The organism is Vibrio sp. SALL6 (assembly GCF_002002385.1).
Classification (GTDB): Bacteria; Pseudomonadota; Gammaproteobacteria; order Enterobacterales; family Vibrionaceae; genus Vibrio; species Vibrio parahaemolyticus.
Map to the genome: position 1 here is coordinate 33,448 of NZ_MQVK01000011.1, position 22,693 is coordinate 56,140.

Consider the following 22,693-nt stretch of genomic DNA (forward strand, 5'->3'; position numbering starts at 1 on the left):
GCAACCAAAATTGCGCATTAATTATGCAACCAAAATACTCGCTATATGCAATAGTGTAAAGAAAATAGTCAGTAATGATTCAAGCTAAGCACCGATTTAGTCATAGAACGGTTTTGGATCGATTTCTAAAGATGAAGGCGCTATCGCTCTTTCAATTTTGTGCGTACTTGTTTTTAAATCCACCATCGCGACATCAATGTATCGTTTGTACTTACGGGAGTAGAAACATTTCACTTCTGGCTTTAACGCTTGAGATGGATTCGAAGACCACACAATACCCACTCTGCCATCACTGAGTTCCACGATAGAACCTACTGGATACACACCAATGCAGTTAATGAACTTGTAAACCAGATCAGGGTCGAGATGGAAAGGCGTTAGACTGAGCAAAATCTTAAATGCTTCTGCTGAGCTCATGCCTTTTTTGTAGCAACGATCAGCGGTGAGCGCGTCATAAATGTCGACGATACAACTCATGCGACCATGAATCGGAATCTCGTCGCCCGATAGTCCGCGCGGATACCCTGTTCCATCAAGCTTTTCATGATGCATTAAACACACGTCTCGGCTGACATCGCTCAACCCTTTCACTTCAACGATGATCTCGCCCGCAAAGACTTGGTGCAACTTCATGTGCTCAAACTCTTCTGGCGTTAAACGCGCTGGCTTGTGAAGAATTTTATCGTCCACTTTGATTTTACCTACATCGTGAATGATGCCACCAATCGCCAATTGCTTGAGGGTATCTTTGTCTAAACCTAAGTGTTTGCCGAACGAAACCAACAGACAGGCGACATTTACTGAGTGCTCGAGTAAATAAGAATCTTTCTGGCGCAATGCAGAAACACACTGCAAAGCGTCTGAATCAATAAATACACTTTCGATCATGTCATCCGCCCACGATTCAATCTCGTCGACTTGGATAACTTTGCCTTCAAAAGTTTGGTTGAGAAGTTTCTGCGCTAGGCCTTTTGCTTCCGCAATCAGCTTTTTAGCACGCTTGTGTTGGACTTCTCGCGAGCGATACGCACGTTGTACTTTGCTTGAAACGGAAAGCGTTTTATCCCCTACTTCGATATCGATAGGTTCTTCGACGGGTTTGAATACGCACTGCTGAGCAGAAAGTGATTGATCAACCCAAACGAATTTCACGCCACTTGCGCGAAGCTTTTTAATGCCCTCTGCGCTCGAAACTCGACCAGCATTGGCTAAATTGACTCGTTTGTTATGCTCTATCGCGGTAACAAACATGCCGACAGCAACATCTGCGATTGCAATTTTAATTGAGTCTTCTGGGTTGTACTGCATATGGTGACATTTATTAAATACTATTAGGTAACGCGTGCATTATAAAAGATATCGCGCATAGCTGTTATAAGAATCCTCAATTCATTTCAATTAATGAGTATTCAGTCAATTAATAGAGCGATTCACTTCATAAAACCATTTTATTTTTATGGACTTAGCTCAAGAAATGACAGCATTATTAACTAATTTTAATAATTTGAGGAATGCATCAATAACTATTTCATATAAACACGATTTACTGTTGACTAAGTTTTATAAATATCGATGATCAGCAAGTTAAACTGAACGAAGTTTTATTCATTTGAAAGCGCAAGAACATGACTGTCTACTATTTTAAATTAGCATTTGTATCTTAATAATGCGCATGATTACTTCATTTCCCTGTTACAGGAACGCCCACTCATCTCTGTCGCCAGTAAGGCACGAGGAGGACATGTCTTGACCACCATTTTTGATCAACAGGCCTCAGACAATGATCGCGAGTTTCTCAAGATCGTCGAAGAACGCTTTATTCATATCTTTGATGTGTTCAACGAAGGCCTCTTCTACATGGACGAGTTCGGGACGATGGTTTTCTACAATCAGGGATTTTATGAGCAACTTGGAATCAATGCTGGACGCATCAACCTAGATCGTTGGTTGGATTTAGTGCATCCGTTGGATAGGGAAAGACTGTCCAAGCGCGTCGATGCCCACATTAATACCGACAATAAGCGCGTCACAACCACTTACCGCCTGCGCAAACCCAACGGGCAATACGTTTGGATTGAAGGCGTTGCGATGACCAAAGAAACTGAGCATGGTCATTATATGGTGGGTAGCCATCGCGACATTTCTGAACGTAAATTGATGGAGAGTTACATTCATCAAGTCGCGTTCCATGATAACGCCTCAGGTATGGCAAACCGTGCGCATTTGTTGCTTGATATTGAAGAACACGTCTGTTCGACAGACACGCCAACGTCGATTTGCTACATCCAAATCAATGAGATCAAATCCTATCTGAACCAGTACGGCAATGAACTGGTCAATGGTTTGGTGGAAAAGCTGCTGCAAACGCTCAGTCATCTGCCATCCCCCAACTGCTCAGTGTATCGCGTACATGATGACGATTTCGCAATTTTAATTCAGGACGATTGCTCAATAGATACGCTTCAAGCTTACGCTGAGACGATAAAACAAACCTATCACGAAGCCGTGGTGGAAGAAGGCCAGTATCTTGGCAGTAACATCAGCATTGGCTTGTACCCTTGTATCGACCCTGCTCACTCTGCTGATGAAATTTTGCGTAAAGCTGCAAGAACATGCCAATACGCCAGTGAACAAAATAAAGATAGGATTGCCATTTACAGCCAACGCACTCAACACGCGGTAGATCGTTACTTTTTTATCGAACAAGGTTTGAAAAGCGCACTAGAAAAGCAAACCTTGAGTGTGAAGTTTCAACCAATCATTAATGCCAAAAGCTCCGAAGTGGTGAGTTTTGAATCTCTCGTTCGTTGGCGTAGCAAAGAGTTTGGCGAAATTTATCCCGATGAGTTTATTCCCGTAGCCGAGAACAAAGGCTTGATTGTCGAGCTAGGCTATCAAGTATTCGCGAAAGCATGTCAGTTCATAAAACAATACCGCGAACGCTACCAAAATGAAGTGAGAGTGAACGTAAACGTCTCCGTTCTTCAGCTTATGAATGGTGAGTTTCCCTCAAGAATCAAAGCCATGGCTGACGAGGCTGGCGTCGCACCTCAGTCTATCGTGCTAGAGCTCACCGAAACATTCATTTTGGATAACAACCAAACGGCTATGGCCCCCTTAAACACGCTTCGTGAGTTGGGCTTTGCGTTGTCTTTGGATGACTTTGGTTCCGGGTACAGTTCTTTAAACTGCTTCTTTGATTTACCGATGACGCAGATAAAAATCGATAAATCGATGGCTTGGAAAACGCTGACAAACCACTCTTCGCGAGAGTACCTAAAGTTTTTGATTGCAATGTGCCACGAGAACAATATTGAGGTAGTGATTGAAGGCATTGAGGATGCGAAGATGTGCGACTTCTTTACTCAGATGGGCGTCGACTATTTACAAGGTTACTGGTTCTCAAAACCCTTGTCTGTCGCAAGTGCTAGCCGATATTCATTGAATTCATAGTTCGAATTTTGGAATTCTCACCTGTTCCGCACAGCCACCGTTTAGTTACCGGTTTTTACATCGAAACAGAACGTGGCTGTGGCGAAAACTCAGGTTAACTTTACCCACCTATCTTAAGCGGTCAAACACAACGTTTTGATCTAAGTGCTCGTGATATTGCGTGTAATCGAGCCCCATATCAAAAATGTATTGTGTAACGAGGTTTCTTACGCACTCAATCAACTGATTGGCTTGCCAAGGCTTTTCGAAATATCGATCGATGCCCGCAGAGTTAATCGCATTGATCGTATCAGTGTGCGTGGCCTGCCCAGTCAACAAGACTTTGCGAGTGCGAACAAAGCGGCTGTCTTTGGAAATTTCCGTCAGCAGCTCAACACCCGTTTTACCTGGCATCACGTGATCCGAAATAATTAACGCGATCATTTCACCATCTGCATCAAGCTCATCCATCAGCTCAAGCACTTCATCAGCAGACTCACAATCCTCAATATTCAGCCATTTATTCAACGGTTCTAGATCTTGTAGAACCGCACTTAATACCTCTCGTTGGTCATCAACGCAAATTAAATTAAGCTTCTCCATGTTCACCCTCTACCGGTAATTTGATTCTAAAAATGGTCTTTTCACTGTCACTTTTTACGACAATGGAACCGTTGTAACCTGCAATAATTCGTTTAACGATCGAGAGCCCAAGCCCCAACCCAAAAGACAATCCGCCCTTCTTCGTTGTAAAGTTCGGCCTAAATATTTTTCGGCGTGTGGCCTCATCAATTTCAGGGCCGTTGTTGGCGATCGTGACTAAAATCTTTCCTTTGCTCACGCGTGTATGAATTTCAATGGTCGGCGACTCAATGTTGATCATCGCATCGCACGCATTCTTTAAAATATTCACCCAAATTTGAACAAGCTCAGTTTGCGATCCAATAAAAACCGGCAGTTCTGCAGGGCTGAAACGCACACTAACGCGCCTCAAATCACTCTGCAGCAACGCCAATGCCCGATTTATCGAATCATTAATGTTGATGGCCTCATCAAGGTCGATATCCGTTCTGCCCAATTGCTTAACGGAACGAACAATGCCAACCGTATGCTTAGACGCGATACGCAAGTCGTGCAGGTCTCGCCCAACTTGCCAGTAACGAATCGCCTCTTCTGGCCTTTTCAACCAATGCTCCGAGAGGTAGTTACTCGGCACGGCTCTCGCTAAATCACGCGCCAACTCTTTAGGCAACCCATAATATTTTTCGAAATGACGACCGCGCTTTCTCGCTTCACTAGACGATACTTTTTGCCCTTGCATCAAACCAAAATCAAAGAACTGACTCGCCTCTGGATGCACTTCTTCAAGCAGCGTCATGATGACGGACTCTAAACGCTCCGATTTACTGCTGACCACACCAATCGCATTGTTAAGTTCGTGTGCGATACCTGCGGCTAACTGACCGAGTGTTGTCATTTGCTCTGCGGTGTGGAGCTTTTGCAGCGCCTTTTCTTTTGCTATCGCTTCTTGCATCGCGCGGCGCTGACGGCGAGACAACTCATTCACCATAACGGGCATAAACTGTGTGGTTAATGGCCCGTAAGTTTCTTCTTCAACGGCTGGCGTATCGCGTTCTATCCACGCAAGTTCTACATCGGTTTGTGCAATCACCGTAGATGAAGCAGTCCATGTTCCTGAAAAAAAACTGTGCACTCCAATAAATGCCCCTTGAGAGGCGGAGAATACCTGAATGGGTTTTCTGTCTTCGTCCGCATAGAAGCCAGCAAGCTCGCCAGAGAGCACATAATATAGACGGTCGTTGTAGCCTTGCTGTTCGATCAATACGGAGCCGGCCAACACAGTCAGCCGACGTTCGATATGATTAAAGTAGCGTTCTACTAACGCATCTAACTTGGTTTCGTACATGTATTACCCAATATGCCCAACCGTATGAAGAATCCACACCATCACAAAGCTTAGCAGCACACCAACAATACCAAGTACCGCACCCACTCTCGCCATTTGGCTACTTTCTACATGGCCAGTGGCATGCGCGAGCGCGTTAGGCGGTGTACTGATAGGCAGTGACATACCAAGCGAAGCCGCGAAGGTCACAACAAGAATAAGCGTGACTTCACCACCTAATGGCGTTAAAGAAGCCATGGACGTACCAAGTGCAGCCATTATTGGCATCAGCAAGTTGGCTGTGGCCGTGTGTGACATGAAGTTTGCCATTAGTAAGCAGAGGAATGCCGCGCCGAATAGCACCACATAAGGCGAGAATTCATCAAACGGAATACTGTGCACCACCAGCTTAGCAAGCCCTGTTTTGTCGAGCGCTAAACCGAGAGCAATACCACCCGATACTAACCAAAGTACATCCCATGAGATCTTTTTGAGGTCTTCTTTGTTGATGATCCCTGTCAGCGAGAACACGGCAACCGGAATTAAAGCGACGGTGTATGAGTTCATGCCATGCGCTGAGCCCATCAACCAAAGAATGATGGTGCCAGCGAATGTGACGTAAACAATCATCGCCTTTGGTGTTTTTAGGAACTTACTTTTGATGTTCAGATCAATCTTAGTCTGCTCGGCTTTGTATAAATAGCCTATCAGAAGCCAAGCAAGTGCCATCATGATCACCACAAATGGTACGCCGAATACCATCCACTCCCCAAAGGTAATCAAGTTATCACCCACGAGGTATTTCAAAGCAATCGCGTTTGGTGGCGTACCGATTGGCGTACCAATACCACCGATGTTCGCAGCAACAGGAATACAAAGCGCGAATGCAATTCGACCCGGGTCTTTAGGCCCAAACACGGCGATAACTGGCGTTAATATCGACAACATCATCGCGGTGGTCGCGGTATTCGACATAAACATCGAGAATATTGCGGTGATCAGCATCAGGCCTAACATGACAAACTTAGGGTTTTGCCCAAACGGCTTGAGCAACACCCTAGCGAGGTTCACATCCAAACGATATTTGGTTGCGGCCATTGCTAAGAAAAAACCACCTAAAAACAGCATGATGATTGGGCTGGCAAAGGTAGCCATGATTTCGTGATATTGCAGTAGTTCGCCAAAATGAGGCTGCCCTTCTTGTGTTCGAAACAAGACAATGCCTTTGTTCGAAACGAGCAATAACTCAAGCACGATGATCACCACCGACGTGGCATAAATTGGAATAGGCTCGAACACCCAACAGAGCGCAGCCAGCAAAAAGATCGCGATAACTCGCTGTTGGACGATGGTGATGCCGTCAAAAGGAAACGCTGACAAAGGCATCAGCCAAATAAGTAACGGAATCACCGTTGGGATGATGTATTTGAGATATGGGCGCATAGTACTACTACTCTTCCTGAGTTGGTTGGCCATGACATTAGGCATTTCGAGCCACATTCAGTCATCTTTCTATCAATCTGATTTTTATGAACAACTTTGCGGTTGTGAGATAGAAACATACCTGTTTGATAACTCTGAGTAGAGATTATGTACACTGTTTTGAAACGAAATTTTGGTCTTAGATCAATGAACTGGAATTCACATCAGAAAACATCTCTTATCTGTGTCCAAGCTCACTAATTACGCGATAGATACTTCTTCATCACATAATTAGTTAAGTGTTGCCCTCTCACTTCAACTTCTTGATGTTTAATCACTTTAAATCCCATCCGTTCAAAGAACGGACGAGCAGTGATACTGACCTCTGAGTACAAATACGGTAACGCTAATGACTCCGCTTGAGAGAAAATATGAGCCATCAATGCGCGGCCAACACCTGTCCCTTGATGCTGGTGATGGCAAAAGAAATGGTCAATGAAACCATCTGGCTGTAAGTCCGCGTAACCGACAATCTCACCTTCAATTTCGGCAATAAATGGGGTAATGGTGTCCATCCTTGCTTGCCAACTTTGTGGTTCAAAATCATCGGGAGCCCAAGCTTTCACTTGTTCTGTTTGGTAATCGCGGCAGTTTACTTCTCGAATCGTATGGTAGAAGAGCGTCCATAGTGTTGGCGCATCATCAGCGCGATAGCTGCGTATTGAAAGCATCATTACAGTGTTCCAGACAGACGAAACAAAAACGTGGTCACAATCGCGCTCACTAACAAAGTATTGATTGGCAAGTAGTGCGGAAACAAATAAGGCAGAGAGCGTAAATCTGGTTTGGTAATAACTCTTTGAGGCTGGATATCTAGGCTCGTCGCGACCTCACAAGCCCGAACCGTTAACGGATGTTTAAAAAGCCATTGTGAATAAGCGCTATAAAGTGCCACCACTCCCGCCATTCCGATAACTTCTATCAACACAATAGCCTCTAGAGTAAAAGGCAGTAAAGTTGGGCCACTTAAAAGCAGCGCTGCGGCAAAAAACCACTGTTTGTACGTCATCATCCATCCTTGAATTGCATTCTATAAATGTACATTTGAGACCAATCGTCCATGATCAGCCTTGCAAGCGTATTTTCTATAAGCCTGTGTACTAAGTTATTTTGATTACTGACCAAAATCAAGCAGACGCAAACATAAACAAATCAAGTCAGACTACCTCAATAGTATCCACACAGTTGACACGAGTGATTCGACCGTCTTCGATAATGAAAAACGCATCTTGAGGTAAATCTTGCTGCCAAACTTGAGTGTAATCCATACCCAACAGCAATCCTCTTAGCACGATGCCTGTTAGCCCATGGCTCACCACGACAATGTCTTCGTCATGCGTTACATCACTCAACCAACTGGACAAACGCTCCCTTACCGACTCATAAGTTTCACAGTTTGGCGCTTGAAGGTACCAATCATTTTGAGCCAATAAGTTGGGAACTTCTTGCTCTAAGCTGGGAATCGTTCTTTGCTCCCACTCACCAAGAGAAAACTCTTTTAGCCTAGGCTCTTTGTTGAGGTTTTCATACGAGTAGTTAAGCTCTTCACATACGATTTGCGATGTTTGCAGTGCTCTCCCAAGCGTACTTGAGTAGACACGGAAAGGACGGTTTTCAACATACTGTTTGAGCGTCGTACCGACGCGCCTTGCTTGGTCGCTACCTTTAGATGTCAGTGAAGAGTTACAGTGACCTTGTAACTTTTTATCTGCGTTAAACTCTGTTTCACCATGGCGCAATACGAATATTCTTCTCGTCATTTCTTTACCTTAAACGGTTTAAATTCATAGGTAAGCTAACGTAAAGTCGCTAACTGGGCAAAAAACACTATTTGAGTCAACTTTGACACAGAATGACTCGCCTCATTATGCCTGAACATCCAAAATTTCATAATGGCGCTCAACATTCACTGTCACCCGCCCCCAGTCTGAATCTTTGACTCGGAGTTGATGGTGCTCGAACGTATCTCGATTTGTAAACTCTTCGTACACATCAAAACGCAACGGGTTGTCAGGGTTTTCCACCACTTGAAACACAAGGCACCCAGCCTCGCTTTTAGTTAATCGCATATGAATAGGCAGCGCACTTTTTACCGTTTCAAGTTCCTCTTCAGGCACCAATATAAATCCTTTTAATATGACTTTGGGCATCACGACTCCATCGCTATTTTACTACCTACAAAAAACGCATAACCGAAAAGTTATGCGTTAAAACCATTAATACTGATTGAAAGGTTACCCAATTATTTTAACGTGAGGGTAAACACCTCGTTGTTCACGCCACCAATCATCATTGGTTTTCCAAGCTGATCTTGCTGGACAAAGAGCGTGGTTTTTAACTCACGACTTGAGTGACGAGATTTACTTTTGCGAACCACAAGCACATCAACAACGTAATCCGAATATTCCTTAATCACGGAGCCTGAGAGCTCGATGATTTCCTCATCATTGTCTTCAACGGCGTCAAATCCTCGATCAACCTGTATCGGTGCTGAAACCGAGGTTTGTCCGTAGTTTAAAACTGCAGTTTGAGGCTCTTCAAGCTGTGAAGCAACACTAGTAAAGGCAATAAAACACGTTGCCAATAACGCTTTGGATATTATTTTCATTAGTATTTTTCTGATTTCCGGCAAGCAAATAGAAATAAAAACCTTAGATAAGAGTTTGATAAATAGTTAATAATGGCTATCTAAGGCGTGACTGGAAACAATACCGATTTCATTGCGAATAAACAACTTTTACAGCATGTATCGTAATGTGATTTATCTCATCTCGTTCGTAGACGTTTGCAGTAACCACACGAAAGCCTGACTGTTCTAGTTCCGTAATCAAAGATTGTTGTGAAGATACATGTCGATAAACATGGTCATTTTTGGTGATTTCGTAGCTATTACTGTCTTTGGCACACAAGCTGCTCACAAAGAAAACGCCATTTTCAACCAAAGAATTATAGATATGACCTAGAAAAGTATTCCGATCTTCACCAATGATGCAGTGTAAACAGTTTCCGTCGATCACCACATCATAGATCTCTGGAATCTCAAGCGTTTTCTCGGTCAAGTCCGCGACGTAAAACGCCCCTTGAATGCCAGTATCTCTCGCTTTTTCTTTTGCCCAAGATATGGCAGTCGGTGAAATATCAATACCTGTTACTTCAAAGCCTAATTTAAAAAATGCTCGACAGTGATGCCCTTCGCCACAGCCAACTTCCAAGAGTTTGCCAAAAGTCGGAGCTCCTTCTAGCTCAGTAAAGCGCTGAACAAGAATGGCTTGCGATATGCGCTCATTGCCTCCCCACCCTTCCCAGCCCTCTTTTCGGGCTTGAACATACATATCCTCGTGGACATGGTAGTTCGATCTCATATTCATCCTTGATAATTCCTTACGTTAAAGCGCTATCGACCTATCAATATATTACGGGTTGTACGACTCAACATGTTCATGTACTGCGTGCATTATCGACGCTTTAATATCCTTTAAATATTTCGCGTGTGGGCACCACATTGAAAGCGGCAGCTTCATCCCTTCTAGCATTAGGTCGATACTCACAGGCTCGATACCTTCTGCTTTAAACTGAGGCTTGGTTAATGCCTTGGGTAGCCACGACCACCCTAACCCCTCTCGCACCATATTGATGACAACGGAGAGCTGATCGACTTGCTCATTATTGGCTGAAAATATGAATTTCTCTTTTAAACCTTCATCGACCAGCGATTTTAGAATGAACTGTCTCTCGGTCACCATCGCGTCAACGACAGAGCTCTGATCTAATTTCGCTAATCGTCCACCAGCTTGAACATATGGAACGAACTCGACGTGGCCTAAAAAAACCGAGTCCATGCTGTGCATCGCGCTACTTTCGTGCACATTAACTAACCCAAAGTGGATTGAGCCATCAACAATACCACGCTTGATTTCAGCGCGATCACGCACTAATAACTCAACACGCATGGTCGGAAAATCTTTCGCTAGTTGTTTGCGAATCATGAACAAAGCAGAAGGCGGCATAAAGCTCGAATAGGCAATCACCACGCGCTCCAAACCTCCGAAAGAAAGGCTCAGTGCGATGTTTTCAAATATCCTCGCCTGTTCAACTGTTTTCTTGGCGTAGTGATAAAGCAAGTGACCATCTTCGGTAGGCTCAACAGAACGGCCTACTCGGTCAAATAAAGTGATCGCCAACTGATCTTCAAGATTGCTGATGACTTGCCCCGTTGTCGTTCGGTGCTTATTGAGCTTAACGGCTGCTTTACTAAATGATAATTCTTCATACACAGTGACAAATGCCAACAGCTGCTCAAAGTTAAACGTCATGTTATTCCCCCACGTTCAGTGACTTACTCAAAATATCACTATCGTTCACCGTCGTGTCCTTAGAAATGAGTGAGATGTGACAATCGATCAGTTTATTGCCTCGCGGTTTACTATTCCAGATTTCTATACCATCGAGAGCGCCATGAGTTTCTTGACAGGGAAATCAAACGTAGGCTCGACAAACTCATGCTGGCCTGCGATCGTTTCTAGCTCCGAACTCCCATTGTCATAAGTCAACTCTAGTACGCCATACACCGCATTGTTGGTATGACGTAACGCTGCAACCGGAGACATACGCTTGACTAAACAGGCCGTAAACACCACCGCTGTTAAGTCCCCAACACCAGCTGGTGGCGTTTCAAAATCTAGCATCGTCCTTTGACTTAGATAGATAGATTTCGGTGTCGCTAGCATCATCGTGAAGTGTTCTTCAGGCTCAACATTTGTCACAAGGATGATCTTCGGGCCCATTTCGAGGGCCTTTTGGCAAGCCTGCGTCGCTGATTCAACATTACTAATCTTGACTCCTGTAAACTGCTCCAGCACATACTTACTCGATACAATCACGTCGGCCATTGGCATCAGACTCTCAAACAATGGAGTGTGAGGCTCTTTATCAGCGATAGGCTCAGCTAGCTCTGGGTGACAGACATAAAGTACTTGGCGACTTTCCTCCTTTACTCGCGTAACTAACTCACAAACTGAATCGCAGAACTTTGAGTCCGTTTGATAACCCGCAATGACAGCGCCACATTCGGATAGCTGACGGAGGCTTTCTACACCATCCGTCAACGCTAGTAATTCATCGGCAAAGCTTTTACCGACAAACACCTCTTGGTCTTGTATTTGTTGTGCATTTTGAACTGCATGGATTGGCCATATGTCCAACCCCATTCGTTGAACAGGAAACCCGGTCACGCTGCTACTTAAATGCCGACCTACGCCGTAAGTTTTAATTGAAATGATACCTTTCATCGCTATGCCTACATTACTTTGCTGTACATCTATTCATTGAGTATTCGGCATAGCAATTACGCTCGAATCCCTCGCTATCAAGTGTTCTCACAAATTATCGAGGTTATCCATAAGCAGGTAGAAGAAACCAATTGAACGACCGTATTCGTCTACACGGATGCGCTCATTCACACCATGGAAACCTTCAAACTCTGTTGTATTCTCCAACTGAATTGCCGTAATCGTGTAAACATCTTGTGCAAAATCACTGCGATCTTGATTGGAAATTGTTGGGAATTACACCGCTTTTGATAGGCGTTTTGCTGCCCCATCTAAGTCGACCTTAACTTCGATTTGCTCCACGCCTTTCATCTGCATTGAGCTAAAGTCTTGATCGCCTGCCGCCCAAGCTGAAACGCCCGCAGTAAAGGAAATTGCTGAAGCGACGCCAGCGAAAATTTTTGAATGTTTTGTCATGTCCATTTTCCTTTTCAATAGGAAGTAAATTGGATTATTGCTCGTTGATATGGTCAGTATTATCGAAAAGCATTACCTCAACCAATCGCTTATGTAGGACCTAACCCTACAAACGGTTTCATCGTATAAGGACGTAATAGACAACCATCAAAAGCTTCGCTCGCAGAGCTCATCACCTTTGGGAGCTGGTGACATAGGAATGCGCCGAAGTGTTACAAGTCGGCGCTTTTTCTGATCTGCATGCTTCATGTGAACATCAATTTGAGGGTAAGAGATTTCAACATGATTCTCTTTGAAGAGTTGATTTATTTTCTTATTCACCAAATGCAATGTTGGTAAACGATCATCAATGGAGTTGATGTGAAGTCGAAGCTCGAACTCTAAACTGCTATCGTCAGGGCATTAATCGTTTCCGGCCAAATCGACGAACACTGCCCTTGAGTAAGCTTAGTCAAAGATTCAATGATTCAATGTCTAACATGAACAAAAACGGGCATTGATGAGCTGGCAATAGCTCTACTGTTCAGGCTTTGAACATCAAGCGCATCACTCTTCGGTTTTCGGTGCAGAACAAGACTCAGATTTTACTTACACCATTTGTAGGATGGCGTCCTACAAATGCGATTATCTGCTTTTCATCTCTTCCCTTATCTTTGCCTCATCCAAGACAAACGAGACAACTTCATGAACACAATGCCGCACGAGCTGGTATGGGGTGAAATCTATTTCCCGCCGCTGCTTTTAGTCATCGGATTGGCTTACGTTCTGACCACGATGGTGACTTCGCTAGCAACGAGATGCGGACTACATAAGTACGTTGCATTCCCTGCACTGGCAGAGCTAAGTCTGATTGTCATTTTTACCGGCGTTATTGGCCAATTTATTTCGATCTTTTGAGGAAAGCGCACTGTGATTAAACGTTATCTCATTACTCTTATTTTGTTGTGTACCGCGGGTACTGTGCTTTACACCCACTACCAAACATACACAAACAATCCATGGACGCGAGACGGACAGGTGAGTGCCTATGTTATCTCCATTACGCCTCGAGTCACTGGGCAGGTTACGCAGGTGTATGTTGCTGATAACTCAAAAGTAAAAAAGGGAGATTTGCTGTTTGAGATTGATCCAAGCACATACGTTGCGTCTTACCACAAAGCACTGGCAAACCAGAAACAAGCGACTGCATTGCTAGCAAAGGCACAAAATGAAGAACAGCGTGCGCGAAAATTAGAGAAACGTACGCACGGTGCAGTGCCTGCATTAACACTTAGCAATTTACACAATGCCGTACAAACAGCGCAGGCAAATGTTGAACTAGCGAAAGCAAACATTGAAGAAGCGCAGCTTAACTTGGACTTCACCAAAGTTTACGCGCCGACCGATGGTTACATCACCAATCTAAACGTTCGAGTGGGCTCTCAAGTGGTCGCTAACTCCCCTGTTGTCGCCCTTATTGATGAAAATAGCTTCTGGATTGAAGGTTACTTTAAAGAAACAGACCTCGCGGGCATTGCCCCTAACGACCGCGCAACCGTGACATTACTCATGCATGATGACGTCGCATTAGAGGGCAAAATCAAAAGCATTGGTTTTGGCATTGCGAAAAAAGATGGCATAACAGGCAATGACCTTCTGCCAACAGTGAACCCTAACTTTCAGTGGATTCGCTTAGCTCAACGTATCCCAGTCAAAGTGACATTGAATGAAATGCCAAAAGATCTGCAGCTTCGCGTAGGCATGACGGCATCGATAAAAATCATCAAACACTAATTAGGTGAAGGTCATGCTGAGTTCATCGACTAAAGAAGCAATAAAAGCAGCGCTCTCAATTGTTGTCGCTATTTGCCTTGCACTGTGGTTTCAGTGGGAAAAACCTTATTGGGCGGCCATTGCGGTTGCTGTTATGGCACTAAATGAAAGCTTTGCCCACTCAATTCATAAAGGACACAACCGCGTTTGGGGAACGCTCATCGGAATCGCTTATGCGCTTTTCTTAATTGGTACATTTCCTCAAGATCCATTTTTGTTTTTGAGCTTTTTAACTCTGTTTCTTGGCTTGTGTATTTTTATGTCGAGTGACGAAAAATATGGCTACATATTTTCGATGGCCTTTACGGTTTGTGCGTTAGTTGCTTGTATGGGTCAATTTGACGACCAAACTATATTTCATTTCGCGATATTACGACTTCAAGAAACAGTTCTAGGTGTAATAACATTCTCTGTTGTTTATCGAGTCATTTGGCCAGTAAATACTGAGCAGAAATTTATTCAGCAGTTTGAAGAAAGTCGAACGTTGCTACTGGAAGCTCTTAAAAATAAGCACGACTTTAACCTTGAAGCGCTAGAAGCCAATTCAGGAAATATCAACAAGCTTTATCAACTGCTTAACCTACCGTTAAAAGGCAGCTATCGGCTCAGACAGCACCGACGTGCTTGGCTTGAGCGAGTCAACGAACTGACTCACATTCAAGAAAAACTACTAAACCGAGGGGATAAGTCAAATTCAAACAGTGCAGAATGGAAAGCTCTTACCGAACAGTTAGAAAACTTTTATGTAGATAAGCCTCAAACTTCGCTCATTGGTGTCAAAGATAGCGATAAAATAGAAAGCGTTAACTCATCACTTCGCCAAGGAAAACGAACATTTTTCCAACATATCAAAGAGGATAAACGTAAAGTGTTTCACGGGGTGTCGATGTTCGTAACATCATTGCTCGTTTGGATTTATCTCCCAATACCCGGTGGTTCTATTTTTCCGATGATCGCAGCGGCTTTTTCTTGCATCTTACCGACAATGCCACCGAGCGTACTTAAAGATGCTTTCTTTGGTGTTATAGGCACAGGAACCGTAATTCTACTGGAGTACGTGTTTTTGATGCCACTCATGACTGAGCTATGGCAGTTAGCGTTATTTTACTTCATCAACACGATAGTAATTTGGGAGGTATTTTCAACACCCAAAATGCTGATTCATCGAGTTCTAGGGATTAATCTATTGGTTGTACTGACCTCCGGCGCGTTAAACCTGACTCCAATATATAGAATTGAAACACCAATTTTAATGCTGACGAATATTTTAATTATTCTTCTGATCGGCAAATTGTTTTCTGACCTGTTTTGTAAACCTCAAAATGTGCGCAGAGTTTAGAAACTCGATATTAATAGCCATGCTATTCATGTAATGAATTATCAAAATAAATTTTGAAATAACACATACACATTTTTAGAAAATGGGTATTTAGAATATTAAAGAGAGACCATTGTGAAATTAAAAATAGGACTGGTATTTTTAACCACTTTATTTACCCAGTTAAGTTTTGCTCAAGATTCATTTTTCCCTATTTGGGGAGATGAAGCAGAAAAGCGTGGCTATTCACTGCCAAAACCTTATGGTCTTTCCCTTTCATACATGGATATGAGCAATCCAATCACGGTCAACAGCATTGATTTAACAGGACATCCGGTACTTGAGGCGCTTGATATTGATGCTAACCACGCCGATTTTAAAGGTTCCAATATTACTCTAAGGGGAGACGTGTGGATTTTCCCGTTTATGAATATCTATGGAATTATTGGTTATACCCAAGGCACGAGCACAGCAAAAATTAACGCTTTAAGTTGCGATACTTCCTCCGTGCAAGGTATCGGAAACAAAGTTCTGTGTTCGCTGCTCGATGCCGCGGGTGACGAACTACCGGATAGCGCCGCATTTGAGTTAGAGATGGACGGAGGAACCTATGGAGCAGGCACCACATTAGCTGGCGGTGTGGGAAATTGGTTCGCACTACTCGATATGAACTACACCTACACCAGCATAGCCGCCATTGATGGCAATATTAAAACCTTCGTGGCTGCCCCTAGAGTCGGATATCGCTGGCAATACGATGGCGGACGCGAACTGCGCGTATTTGTTGGCGCCATGTATCAAAATGTTCAACAAGAATTGTCTGGTGACCTCAAAAGCTTAAACCTACCACCGCAACTACTTGGCTTAGTTGAAAACTTGAGCCCTGATGCGGGCTTCAACGTAAGTCAAAGTGCCGATGAGAACTGGAACAGTGTACTTGGTTTCCAATATGCCTTTAACAAAGACTGGGAGATATTGATGGAGGCCGGATTTGGGGAGCGTGAGACCTTATTCTTTTCATTAGGTCGTCGATTCTAGGGTTGAAAGCATGACAAGATTACTTCCTATTATCTGTCTATTGCTATCTGGAGCAACTCTCGCCGAAGAGGCTTTGCAAGAGTCAGAAACGCATGAACTGACAAGCTATCAGCAATATCAAGCGTGGCTTGAGAACTTATTGCTGGAACTAGGCGCGGATGGTCAGTTCGATCCTGAAAAAGGCATAGACTGGAGTGTCATGCCCGGCCCCTTTTATACTCCAGAGAAAAAGTTTGGTATTGGCGTCTCGGCGGTCGGCCTCTATAAGCCAGATATCAATGATATCGACTCACAACCAAGCTCTATTACCGTTAACGGTTTTGGGTCAATAAATGGTGCTTATGGGGTATCTATCAACAATGCCAACTACTTAAACAACGATAAATACCGCTTGTTTGTTGACGCTGAACTAACGGATTCTCCCGATGTATTTCATGGTATGGGCGTTGATGCAGGAATGCACAATGAACGAGTTAATTATGACCGACGCAGTTATTCCGCCTCAATCACTGGTATGACGCGTGTATTACCATTTACCTACTTAGGCATAGGGCTCTCCTTTTTCCACAATGAAGCGTCCAACGCCAAACAAGAAAATACACACATCCCCTGGATAGGTGATGATTTGGCGGAGTTTCCTAGCACGCAGCGAAATATTGGCAGCATGCTCAACCTCACTTATGACTCTCGGGACTTCGCCCTAAATGCCTCAAAAGGCAGGCTGATTGAGCTTGAATACCAGCACTTCAGCACTGAATTAGGCTCAGATAATGATTTTGAACGTGTGAGGCTTAATTACAGCGATTATCGTGCCCTATCGTCAATTCCTGGTGTTTTGGCCTGGCAAATACGCTCCGAATCCAACTTCGGCGACGTGAGCTGGGATCAAATGGCAATGCTCGGAGGCGCTGAGGCTCTTCGTGGCTATGAACAAGGCCAATATCGCGGCAGAAATATGCTGATTTCCCAAGTAGAGTACCGGCAGCCGCTATCTGGGCGCCATGGCATGGTGTACTGGTTAGGAGCAGGCACACTGGCTGAAGAATTTGATCAACTGGGTCAAGACGAATGGCTCTACTCTGTCGGCGTTGGCTACCGATTTGAAATCAAGCAGCGAGTTAACTTGCGCTTAGATATCGGCTTTGGTAACGATCAAAGTGGATTTTACTTTGCAATTAATGAAGCGTTTTAACTGAAATGAACCGTATACTTTTTATATCTCTTTACACTGCCACCCTTTGTACCTTCTTGGCTGGATGCTCGTCCGACAATTGGGCAATTCATGCGATGCCAAGTTCGAATCAGGCCGCTGATATGCTCGCAGGTGATCTGACGACCAATCAAAATTGGTATTTGGATGAGTCTCGCTACCCTCAATTGACCGTACCGCAGAACGTACGCCCGTGTTGTGCCTTTGGGGATATGCAGAAAGTCAAAATTGGACCAGTTCCAGTGCCCTTTTTCCGACTGAACAACGTTGTCGAACTCGAGGAGATAGGCCCACACAAGTTTGCCAGCGGGATATATCACTACACACCGTCATCCTCATCGGCATTGGGTCATGGCGGTAGCGAAAATAACGGAATCTTATACACGCAAAAAGGTGGCTTTATCGACCTCGCCCATGTGCGCGATACCGCCGATGACACCATGGGCTTATTTTTCGAGATACTCGCCAACTTAGACCAAGCCCATCGCATTGATTTACCTGCTGAATTAGGGCCAAGATACATCGAGATGGCCTCGTTCGACGCATCTTCTCTAACCGATGAACAAAGGTGGTCTGTGGCCGCTCATTTAGCCGCACGCTTAGCCTACTTCAAGGCTGAATCCCATGAGATCGCCCAGTGGCACGGCTACGCAAGTTTTTCAGGTTGGCCAGAAACCATTTCCGCCTACTCGCTTGAAGATCTCTACTCCAACATGTTGGGAGCTAAAATTGTACTTAACCTCATTCAACAATATAAGATGCTGAGCGAAAGAGAATACAACCAAAATGTCAGCTTGCTTCTCAATGCAAGTCTGCAAGAACTTGGCGTCGTTGATAAATCTCAATCAAAACTGGTATTAGCCGCCGTCGACGGTAAATGGTGGAACTCACACGAGTCAATCCCAAACAAATACATGGTTCTGCAACGTAACTATGACCTAGGAGATATACAAAAGCCCCACCGACTAACACCGGATCTATTAGGTAAAGAGAACTCGAACTTACAGTATCTCGCGCAATCTCCCGCGATTGTGCTCACCATACCAGCATCTGTAGAGTCGCTGGATCTAGATAACATTGCCAAGTTAGTACTTGAAGTAGCGCCGAGTTATGCAGATACCTTCAACCACATCCCAAAACGTATCTGGTCAGAGCGTATCGAACATACTCAGTTTCCTGTCATTGCGAAGTATGCAGAGTTACAAGATGGTCAAGAAATGAAAGCGTTAGATGTGACGGAGAAGTAATTTAGAGAAATAATAGCTGTACATAACCTCTCATTTAGACACGACATACCCTAAAGTGTACGAATTCAGACCTGAGCTGACAACTACCCACTTTTAGACTCGGTGCCTGTCAGATTATATCTGGGATAGATTCCTTTCAGCCCAGATTGATTTCCCATCCTCTAATGTTTCTATTGGCGTTCTGCCACAGCACATTTTTCCTTGATGAGTACGATGATTGTTGTAGTACTCCATCCATTCACCCAGATATTTCTGCAACTCTTCCATTGAGCCATACAGTTTCTTTCTGAACGTAACTTGATAGAGCTCATTCAATATGGTTTTGTGGAAGCGTTCGCAGATCCCGTTTGCATTGGAACCGACATGCACATGAGCAGCAACCTTGCCATCGACAAGCTCGGACAGCAAACCAGCAGGTACCCAATATACATCGCCGTTTGAGGAGATATTAGGTCATGGGTTACCACATTGAGGACACGACTCAGATTTAAAGCCCGAATTAGTAGAGAAAGTCTTAATTTGAGGTTCGCCAGTTTACCATTCAAAATTTGACACTTTGACAATCAAAACTGAGCTAGATGAAAAACCCAACACTTTGCGACACAATTAGCAATGACATTGATAAATGAGTGGTAACTCTCCTTATAACTCAAACGAAACTTCCCCGCACAAATAATTTCCCTTCAATCTAATTAATCCTTGTTAACTAGACGCATAATACCGTTGTAACCGGTTAAAAATAGTTGGCTAAAAATTTTGTGAGGCACGAGCGAAGCCAACTGTTTTTGTTTGCGTTTAGGGCCTTGTTATGCTTAATAGCTCGGACAACTTATGTCCTCTTCGCTTTTTATCACTTTCTCGAACTTACCGAAAACGTAGCTTGGCATTAAGTCATCTATATGTATAACACCACTTGAATTAGATGACCCTTCACCTCTTAGCGAAACAAGTATCCAGTGGTTATAGCCACCTTTAACCCATCTCTTAATTACATATTCAATTCCATTGGATGTTTCATTTCTATCTACAGACAAAGTTACTGCACCCAATGCCGTTCCATTCATTTTGACGGTCGAGCCTTTTGAGCGATAGCATTTATCAATATAGCTTTTAACGTTTTCATCTAATTTTACTAAAGGTACACCTGATTCATATCTTTCACTTTTAGGTTCATCATTTCTCAAATTTTCAAGTGTATTTATGTTTGCACAAGCTGCTAGTGTTGATACAGCCAAAATAGTAAAGACCTTTTTCATTTTTATTTAACTACTCCAAGTTTAAATTGAGCATAACGCCCAGTTGAGGGGTGAAGCACGCAATGACTAAGCTGCTGCATGGCACTTCAACACCGAAACCAACGCATACCAAAAATGCAGTGCGTGCTGAACCCCTCTTGAACTGTTTGTTAAATTCATTAGTACGTCACTGAAATATTGTACTTTTGTATAAATGCACTAGAGCTAAAACACCCGATCAAACTCCCCAACGTAACCAAGAAAGCGATAATAAAAATTACAGCCTTTGATATGTCACTGTTAAAAATATTACTTCCAAACAAATAAGCCATCAGTGATAAAAGAAATTACACAATTGCATATTTATTTAATGGAAAAAACCATTGGATTTCAAAGTCCCAAATTTCGCTGCGACCTTTAAAGGAAAACAAACCCCAAAGTACATATGTGAGTACACTAAGTAATGCTACAAAAATAATTGTCAATATACAGGGTAGGCAAGGTTTATCCATCAAAAGATAGAACCCCATACGCTACGTAAAAAAGAATGGCACTATCCAGAAAACCACCACTGGTGCAATTACGAGTTCCATTTATCCTCCATGAATTTAACACCCTGTTAAGGGGTGAGCAACGCAATATCGAAGCTACCGCACACCACCTTAAACACTAAAACCAACGCATAGTGAAAATGCCTCGCGTTGCGAGTCACTCTTGAACAGTTTGTTAGCACTCTATTTCGGCTTTTTGCTCTGATGGTTCTACTGTTTTTTCTAACTGAACAACTTTGGTTCCTGCTATAAAATCATGTATACATCGACGGTCTTTACGAAAAATAAACAAGGCGTCTAAAATAGGTAAAAAGCTACCAATAACAGGAAGATATGTTACCAAGGAAATTGGAAGGTAACGCTTCAATAACACAGGAGCAAATTCAATTTTTGAATTGTCCAATTTGACGATTGATATATCAAAAACCCACTTACCAAAAGTCTGCCCATTTTTGTATAGTAAATAGCCATGACATAAAAGAAAAACTCCCCAACCGTATAGCATTAGCAAAAATGCTTCCATTGGCAAGACTATCTCAGAGGACATGATTTTCTCACCAAAATCAGTAGCATATAAAATAGCCAGGCTACTACCTAAAGCTATCAAAGCATCGATGAAAGCAGCCCAAAACCGTGACATACGAGAAGCCAATTTTTTATCAACGATAGTTATTTCTTGATTTGTTTCCAACATATTTACCTTTTATCCTTACTACCATACTCCTGAGAGTACTAACGCCCAATTAAGGGGTGAAGCACGCAATACCAATGTTACCGCATAGCACTTCAACACCGAAACCACCGCATACCAAAAATGCCATGCGTTGCGAATCCCACTTGAACTGTTTGTTATGTTTATCCACAAGGTGGCTTAGGAAAGCCCCCCTTCGAAAATGCCTGGGTCTCGACGGTTCGTGAATCGGAGTTAATTTCAATTTTACTCGATGAACTTGAGATGCCTGTACATTTCCACCAACATCGAGAACAACCAATTTAGCCGAACCTTCAGCTTTAGCGTCCAACGTAAAACTAACTTCTAACTCCACCTCCTCCATTAAAAAAAAGAGTTTCTTCACCAACCGCACTTTTTAGTTCACTTTTCACTTCTTCTATGAAGTCTTTGAGGCTGACATTTCCTTTTTTGACACTTAAAACTCCTATAAACATAACGCCCAATTAAGGGGTGAACAACGCCTCCACCGAAACCTAAAGCATTGTGCCATAAACACTAAGTTTGAAGTAAAAGCAAAAGTGCCAAGCGTTGTGAATCCCTCTTGAATGCTTTGTTAGTTGCCAAGCCTAAAGCTTTTCTTTGAGGTTAATCGCCGCTTTGCCAACACTAGCTTTACGTGTTTTAAGAAACTCAAATCAGGCGCAGATTCAAAGCACCTGCTACTGAAATCACTTGGAAAAACAACACCGTAGAAAACGAACTGACAACACCAAAAAGACCTTTTGGAGAAACAATGCCACAAAGCTGACTTTCAACAAGTAAATCGGTTTCTGAAACGGTAAATTTAACCAAAAAAAGAAACCTGAGAACGATTTTCACAAACCCAAACGATTGGAAATTGAAGTTCGAAACCTCACTCAAAACACACTGACTTTAACTCTAAACATTCTGCTTTAGCTGCGTTTTCCTCATTGGCAACTAACGCCCTGTTAAGGGGTGAGCAACGCAATACCGAAGCCGCCGCAAACCACCTTAAACACTAAAA

Annotated in this window: 24 protein-coding genes and 2 pseudogenes; 7 read left to right on the forward strand and 19 right to left on the reverse strand. The window is 43.4% G+C overall.

The window, feature by feature from the left end:
* Positions 1–96: 96 nt before the first annotated feature.
* Positions 97–1,308 (reverse strand): HD-GYP domain-containing protein, encoded by a 1,212-nt coding sequence (locus tag BIW15_RS07140; protein ID WP_005480625.1) that lies wholly within the window; start codon positions 1,306–1,308, stop codon positions 97–99.
* Between the two features lie 345 nt (positions 1,309–1,653).
* Between BIW15_RS07140 and scrG the strand changes: the two genes are divergently transcribed.
* Entirely contained in the window at positions 1,654–3,453 is a 1,800-nt protein-coding gene (gene scrG / locus BIW15_RS07145) for a regulatory protein ScrG (RefSeq protein ID WP_011105816.1), read from the forward strand.
* A 108-nt stretch (positions 3,454–3,561) separates the two neighbouring features.
* Here scrG and BIW15_RS07150 read toward each other — a convergent pair whose 3' ends face one another.
* The 13 genes and pseudogenes from BIW15_RS07150 to BIW15_RS25460 form a co-directional block, all read right to left on the reverse strand.
* Complete coding sequence (locus tag BIW15_RS07150) at positions 3,562–4,035, reverse strand: response regulator (protein WP_005454901.1); 474 nt, start codon at positions 4,033–4,035, stop codon at positions 3,562–3,564.
* Positions 4,022–5,359 carry a sensor histidine kinase gene (locus tag BIW15_RS07155; RefSeq protein ID WP_005480639.1) on the reverse strand — a complete coding sequence of 446 codons (1,338 nt, stop codon included), beginning with the start codon at positions 5,357–5,359 and terminating at the stop codon, positions 4,022–4,024. Before BIW15_RS07155 ends, BIW15_RS07150 begins: the two co-directional genes overlap by 14 nt.
* A 3-nt stretch (positions 5,360–5,362) precedes the next feature.
* Positions 5,363–6,781, reverse strand: coding sequence for a DASS family sodium-coupled anion symporter (locus BIW15_RS07160; protein ID WP_021453231.1), 1,419 nt, complete (start codon positions 6,779–6,781; stop codon positions 5,363–5,365).
* A 236-nt stretch (positions 6,782–7,017) separates the two neighbouring features.
* A complete protein-coding gene (locus BIW15_RS07165; protein WP_077280736.1) occupies positions 7,018–7,494 on the reverse strand; it encodes a GNAT family N-acetyltransferase in 477 nt (158 codons plus the stop codon).
* Positions 7,494–7,829, reverse strand: coding sequence for a hypothetical protein (locus BIW15_RS07170; RefSeq protein ID WP_021453367.1), 336 nt, complete (start codon positions 7,827–7,829; stop codon positions 7,494–7,496). The genes BIW15_RS07165 and BIW15_RS07170 overlap by 1 nt, the downstream gene beginning before the upstream one ends.
* Positions 7,830–7,977: 148 nt before the next feature.
* Complete coding sequence (locus BIW15_RS07175; protein ID WP_020840524.1) at positions 7,978–8,580, reverse strand: histidine phosphatase family protein; 603 nt, start codon at positions 8,578–8,580, stop codon at positions 7,978–7,980.
* Positions 8,581–8,685: 105 nt separating this feature from the next.
* Positions 8,686–8,970, reverse strand: a complete 285-nt coding sequence (locus tag BIW15_RS07180; protein WP_023585805.1) for a putative quinol monooxygenase — start codon at positions 8,968–8,970, stop codon at positions 8,686–8,688.
* Between the two features lie 92 nt (positions 8,971–9,062).
* The gene (locus BIW15_RS07185) at positions 9,063–9,428 is read right to left on the reverse strand and encodes a hypothetical protein (protein WP_005454850.1); all 366 of its coding nucleotides are present in this window, start codon (positions 9,426–9,428) and stop codon (positions 9,063–9,065) included.
* A 109-nt stretch (positions 9,429–9,537) separates the two neighbouring features.
* Complete coding sequence (locus BIW15_RS07190) at positions 9,538–10,182, reverse strand: bifunctional 2-polyprenyl-6-hydroxyphenol methylase/3-demethylubiquinol 3-O-methyltransferase UbiG (RefSeq protein ID WP_021823497.1); 645 nt, start codon at positions 10,180–10,182, stop codon at positions 9,538–9,540.
* Between the two features lie 51 nt (positions 10,183–10,233).
* Positions 10,234–11,133 carry a LysR family transcriptional regulator gene (locus BIW15_RS07195; protein ID WP_005455031.1) on the reverse strand — a complete coding sequence of 300 codons (900 nt, stop codon included), beginning with the start codon at positions 11,131–11,133 and terminating at the stop codon, positions 10,234–10,236.
* A 123-nt stretch (positions 11,134–11,256) separates the two neighbouring features.
* Positions 11,257–12,108, reverse strand: coding sequence for a pyridoxal kinase (pdxY, locus tag BIW15_RS07200; protein ID WP_077280738.1), 852 nt, complete (start codon positions 12,106–12,108; stop codon positions 11,257–11,259).
* Positions 12,109–12,384: 276 nt separating this feature from the next.
* Positions 12,385–12,564, reverse strand: a complete 180-nt coding sequence (locus BIW15_RS25270) for a hypothetical protein (RefSeq protein ID WP_020903854.1) — start codon at positions 12,562–12,564, stop codon at positions 12,385–12,387.
* A gap of 147 nt (positions 12,565–12,711) precedes the next feature.
* Positions 12,712–12,948 (reverse strand): annotated as a pseudogene (locus BIW15_RS25460) (hypothetical protein); the annotation flags it as partial.
* 300 nt (positions 12,949–13,248) lie between these two features.
* Here BIW15_RS25460 and BIW15_RS07215 point away from each other — a divergent pair.
* From BIW15_RS07215 to BIW15_RS07240, 6 genes are all read left to right on the forward strand, one after another.
* The gene (locus BIW15_RS07215) at positions 13,249–13,461 is read left to right on the forward strand and encodes a DUF1656 domain-containing protein (RefSeq protein ID WP_005454886.1); all 213 of its coding nucleotides are present in this window, start codon (positions 13,249–13,251) and stop codon (positions 13,459–13,461) included.
* A gap of 12 nt (positions 13,462–13,473) precedes the next feature.
* On the forward strand, positions 13,474–14,337 hold the full coding sequence (locus BIW15_RS07220) for an HlyD family secretion protein (RefSeq protein WP_015296643.1): 864 nt from the start codon (positions 13,474–13,476) through the stop codon (positions 14,335–14,337).
* A gap of 13 nt (positions 14,338–14,350) precedes the next feature.
* Positions 14,351–15,715 (forward strand): FUSC family protein, encoded by a 1,365-nt coding sequence (locus BIW15_RS07225; protein WP_025626379.1) that lies wholly within the window; start codon positions 14,351–14,353, stop codon positions 15,713–15,715.
* 114 nt (positions 15,716–15,829) lie between these two features.
* Entirely contained in the window at positions 15,830–16,732 is a 903-nt protein-coding gene (locus BIW15_RS07230) for a hypothetical protein (protein ID WP_005455036.1), read from the forward strand.
* Between the two features lie 10 nt (positions 16,733–16,742).
* Entirely contained in the window at positions 16,743–17,924 is a 1,182-nt protein-coding gene (locus tag BIW15_RS07235) for a BamA/TamA family outer membrane protein (RefSeq protein WP_025634579.1), read from the forward strand.
* A 95-nt stretch (positions 17,925–18,019) separates the two neighbouring features.
* Positions 18,020–19,189: a DUF4056 domain-containing protein gene (locus BIW15_RS07240; RefSeq protein ID WP_256856977.1), complete on the forward strand. Its 1,170-nt coding sequence runs from the start codon at positions 18,020–18,022 to the stop codon at positions 19,187–19,189.
* Positions 19,190–19,303: 114 nt separating this feature from the next.
* On the opposite strand, the pseudogene BIW15_RS25070 reads toward BIW15_RS07240, so the two are convergent.
* From BIW15_RS25070 to BIW15_RS07275, 5 genes and pseudogenes are all read right to left on the reverse strand, one after another.
* Positions 19,304–19,537 (reverse strand): annotated as a pseudogene (locus BIW15_RS25070) (integrase core domain-containing protein); the annotation flags it as partial.
* 464 nt (positions 19,538–20,001) lie between these two features.
* Complete coding sequence (locus BIW15_RS07250; protein ID WP_077280742.1) at positions 20,002–20,445, reverse strand: hypothetical protein; 444 nt, start codon at positions 20,443–20,445, stop codon at positions 20,002–20,004.
* A gap of 705 nt (positions 20,446–21,150) precedes the next feature.
* Positions 21,151–21,669: an RDD family protein gene (locus BIW15_RS07265; protein WP_069502071.1), complete on the reverse strand. Its 519-nt coding sequence runs from the start codon at positions 21,667–21,669 to the stop codon at positions 21,151–21,153.
* A 49-nt stretch (positions 21,670–21,718) separates the two neighbouring features.
* Positions 21,719–22,051: a trypco2 family protein gene (locus BIW15_RS25465; protein WP_219577736.1), complete on the reverse strand. Its 333-nt coding sequence runs from the start codon at positions 22,049–22,051 to the stop codon at positions 21,719–21,721.
* A 287-nt stretch (positions 22,052–22,338) separates the two neighbouring features.
* Entirely contained in the window at positions 22,339–22,500 is a 162-nt protein-coding gene (locus BIW15_RS07275) for a hypothetical protein (RefSeq protein ID WP_256856978.1), read from the reverse strand.
* Positions 22,501–22,693 lie beyond the last annotated feature (193 nt).

Excerpts from the sequence above, each read along its gene's own strand:
- BIW15_RS07140 (WP_005480625.1), bottom strand. The coding sequence starts at position 1,308 with ATGCAGTACAACCCAGAAGACTCAATTAAAATTGCAATCGCAGATGTT.
- BIW15_RS07150 (WP_005454901.1), bottom strand. The coding sequence starts at position 4,035 with ATGGAGAAGCTTAATTTAATTTGCGTTGATGACCAACGAGAGGTATTA.
- BIW15_RS07155 (WP_005480639.1), bottom strand. The coding sequence starts at position 5,359 with ATGTACGAAACCAAGTTAGATGCGTTAGTAGAACGCTACTTTAATCAT.
- BIW15_RS07160 (WP_021453231.1), bottom strand. The coding sequence starts at position 6,781 with ATGCGCCCATATCTCAAATACATCATCCCAACGGTGATTCCGTTACTT.
- BIW15_RS07165 (WP_077280736.1), bottom strand. The coding sequence starts at position 7,494 with ATGATGCTTTCAATACGCAGCTATCGCGCTGATGATGCGCCAACACTA.
- BIW15_RS07170 (WP_021453367.1), bottom strand. The coding sequence starts at position 7,829 with ATGACGTACAAACAGTGGTTTTTTGCCGCAGCGCTGCTTTTAAGTGGC.
- BIW15_RS07175 (WP_020840524.1), bottom strand. The coding sequence starts at position 8,580 with ATGACGAGAAGAATATTCGTATTGCGCCATGGTGAAACAGAGTTTAAC.
- BIW15_RS07180 (WP_023585805.1), bottom strand. The coding sequence starts at position 8,970 with ATGCCCAAAGTCATATTAAAAGGATTTATATTGGTGCCTGAAGAGGAA.
- BIW15_RS07185 (WP_005454850.1), bottom strand. The coding sequence starts at position 9,428 with ATGAAAATAATATCCAAAGCGTTATTGGCAACGTGTTTTATTGCCTTT.
- BIW15_RS07190 (WP_021823497.1), bottom strand. The coding sequence starts at position 10,182 with ATGAGATCGAACTACCATGTCCACGAGGATATGTATGTTCAAGCCCGA.
- BIW15_RS07195 (WP_005455031.1), bottom strand. The coding sequence starts at position 11,133 with ATGACGTTTAACTTTGAGCAGCTGTTGGCATTTGTCACTGTGTATGAA.
- pdxY (WP_077280738.1), bottom strand. The coding sequence starts at position 12,108 with ATGAAAGGTATCATTTCAATTAAAACTTACGGCGTAGGTCGGCATTTA.
- BIW15_RS25270 (WP_020903854.1), bottom strand. The coding sequence starts at position 12,564 with ATGACAAAACATTCAAAAATTTTCGCTGGCGTCGCTTCAGCAATTTCC.
- BIW15_RS07215 (WP_005454886.1), top strand. The coding sequence starts at position 13,249 with ATGAACACAATGCCGCACGAGCTGGTATGGGGTGAAATCTATTTCCCG.
- BIW15_RS07225 (WP_025626379.1), top strand. The coding sequence starts at position 14,351 with ATGCTGAGTTCATCGACTAAAGAAGCAATAAAAGCAGCGCTCTCAATT.
- BIW15_RS07235 (WP_025634579.1), top strand. The coding sequence starts at position 16,743 with ATGACAAGATTACTTCCTATTATCTGTCTATTGCTATCTGGAGCAACT.
- BIW15_RS07240 (WP_256856977.1), top strand. The coding sequence starts at position 18,020 with ATGCCAAGTTCGAATCAGGCCGCTGATATGCTCGCAGGTGATCTGACG.
- BIW15_RS07250 (WP_077280742.1), bottom strand. The coding sequence starts at position 20,445 with ATGAAAAAGGTCTTTACTATTTTGGCTGTATCAACACTAGCAGCTTGT.
- BIW15_RS07265 (WP_069502071.1), bottom strand. The coding sequence starts at position 21,669 with ATGTTGGAAACAAATCAAGAAATAACTATCGTTGATAAAAAATTGGCT.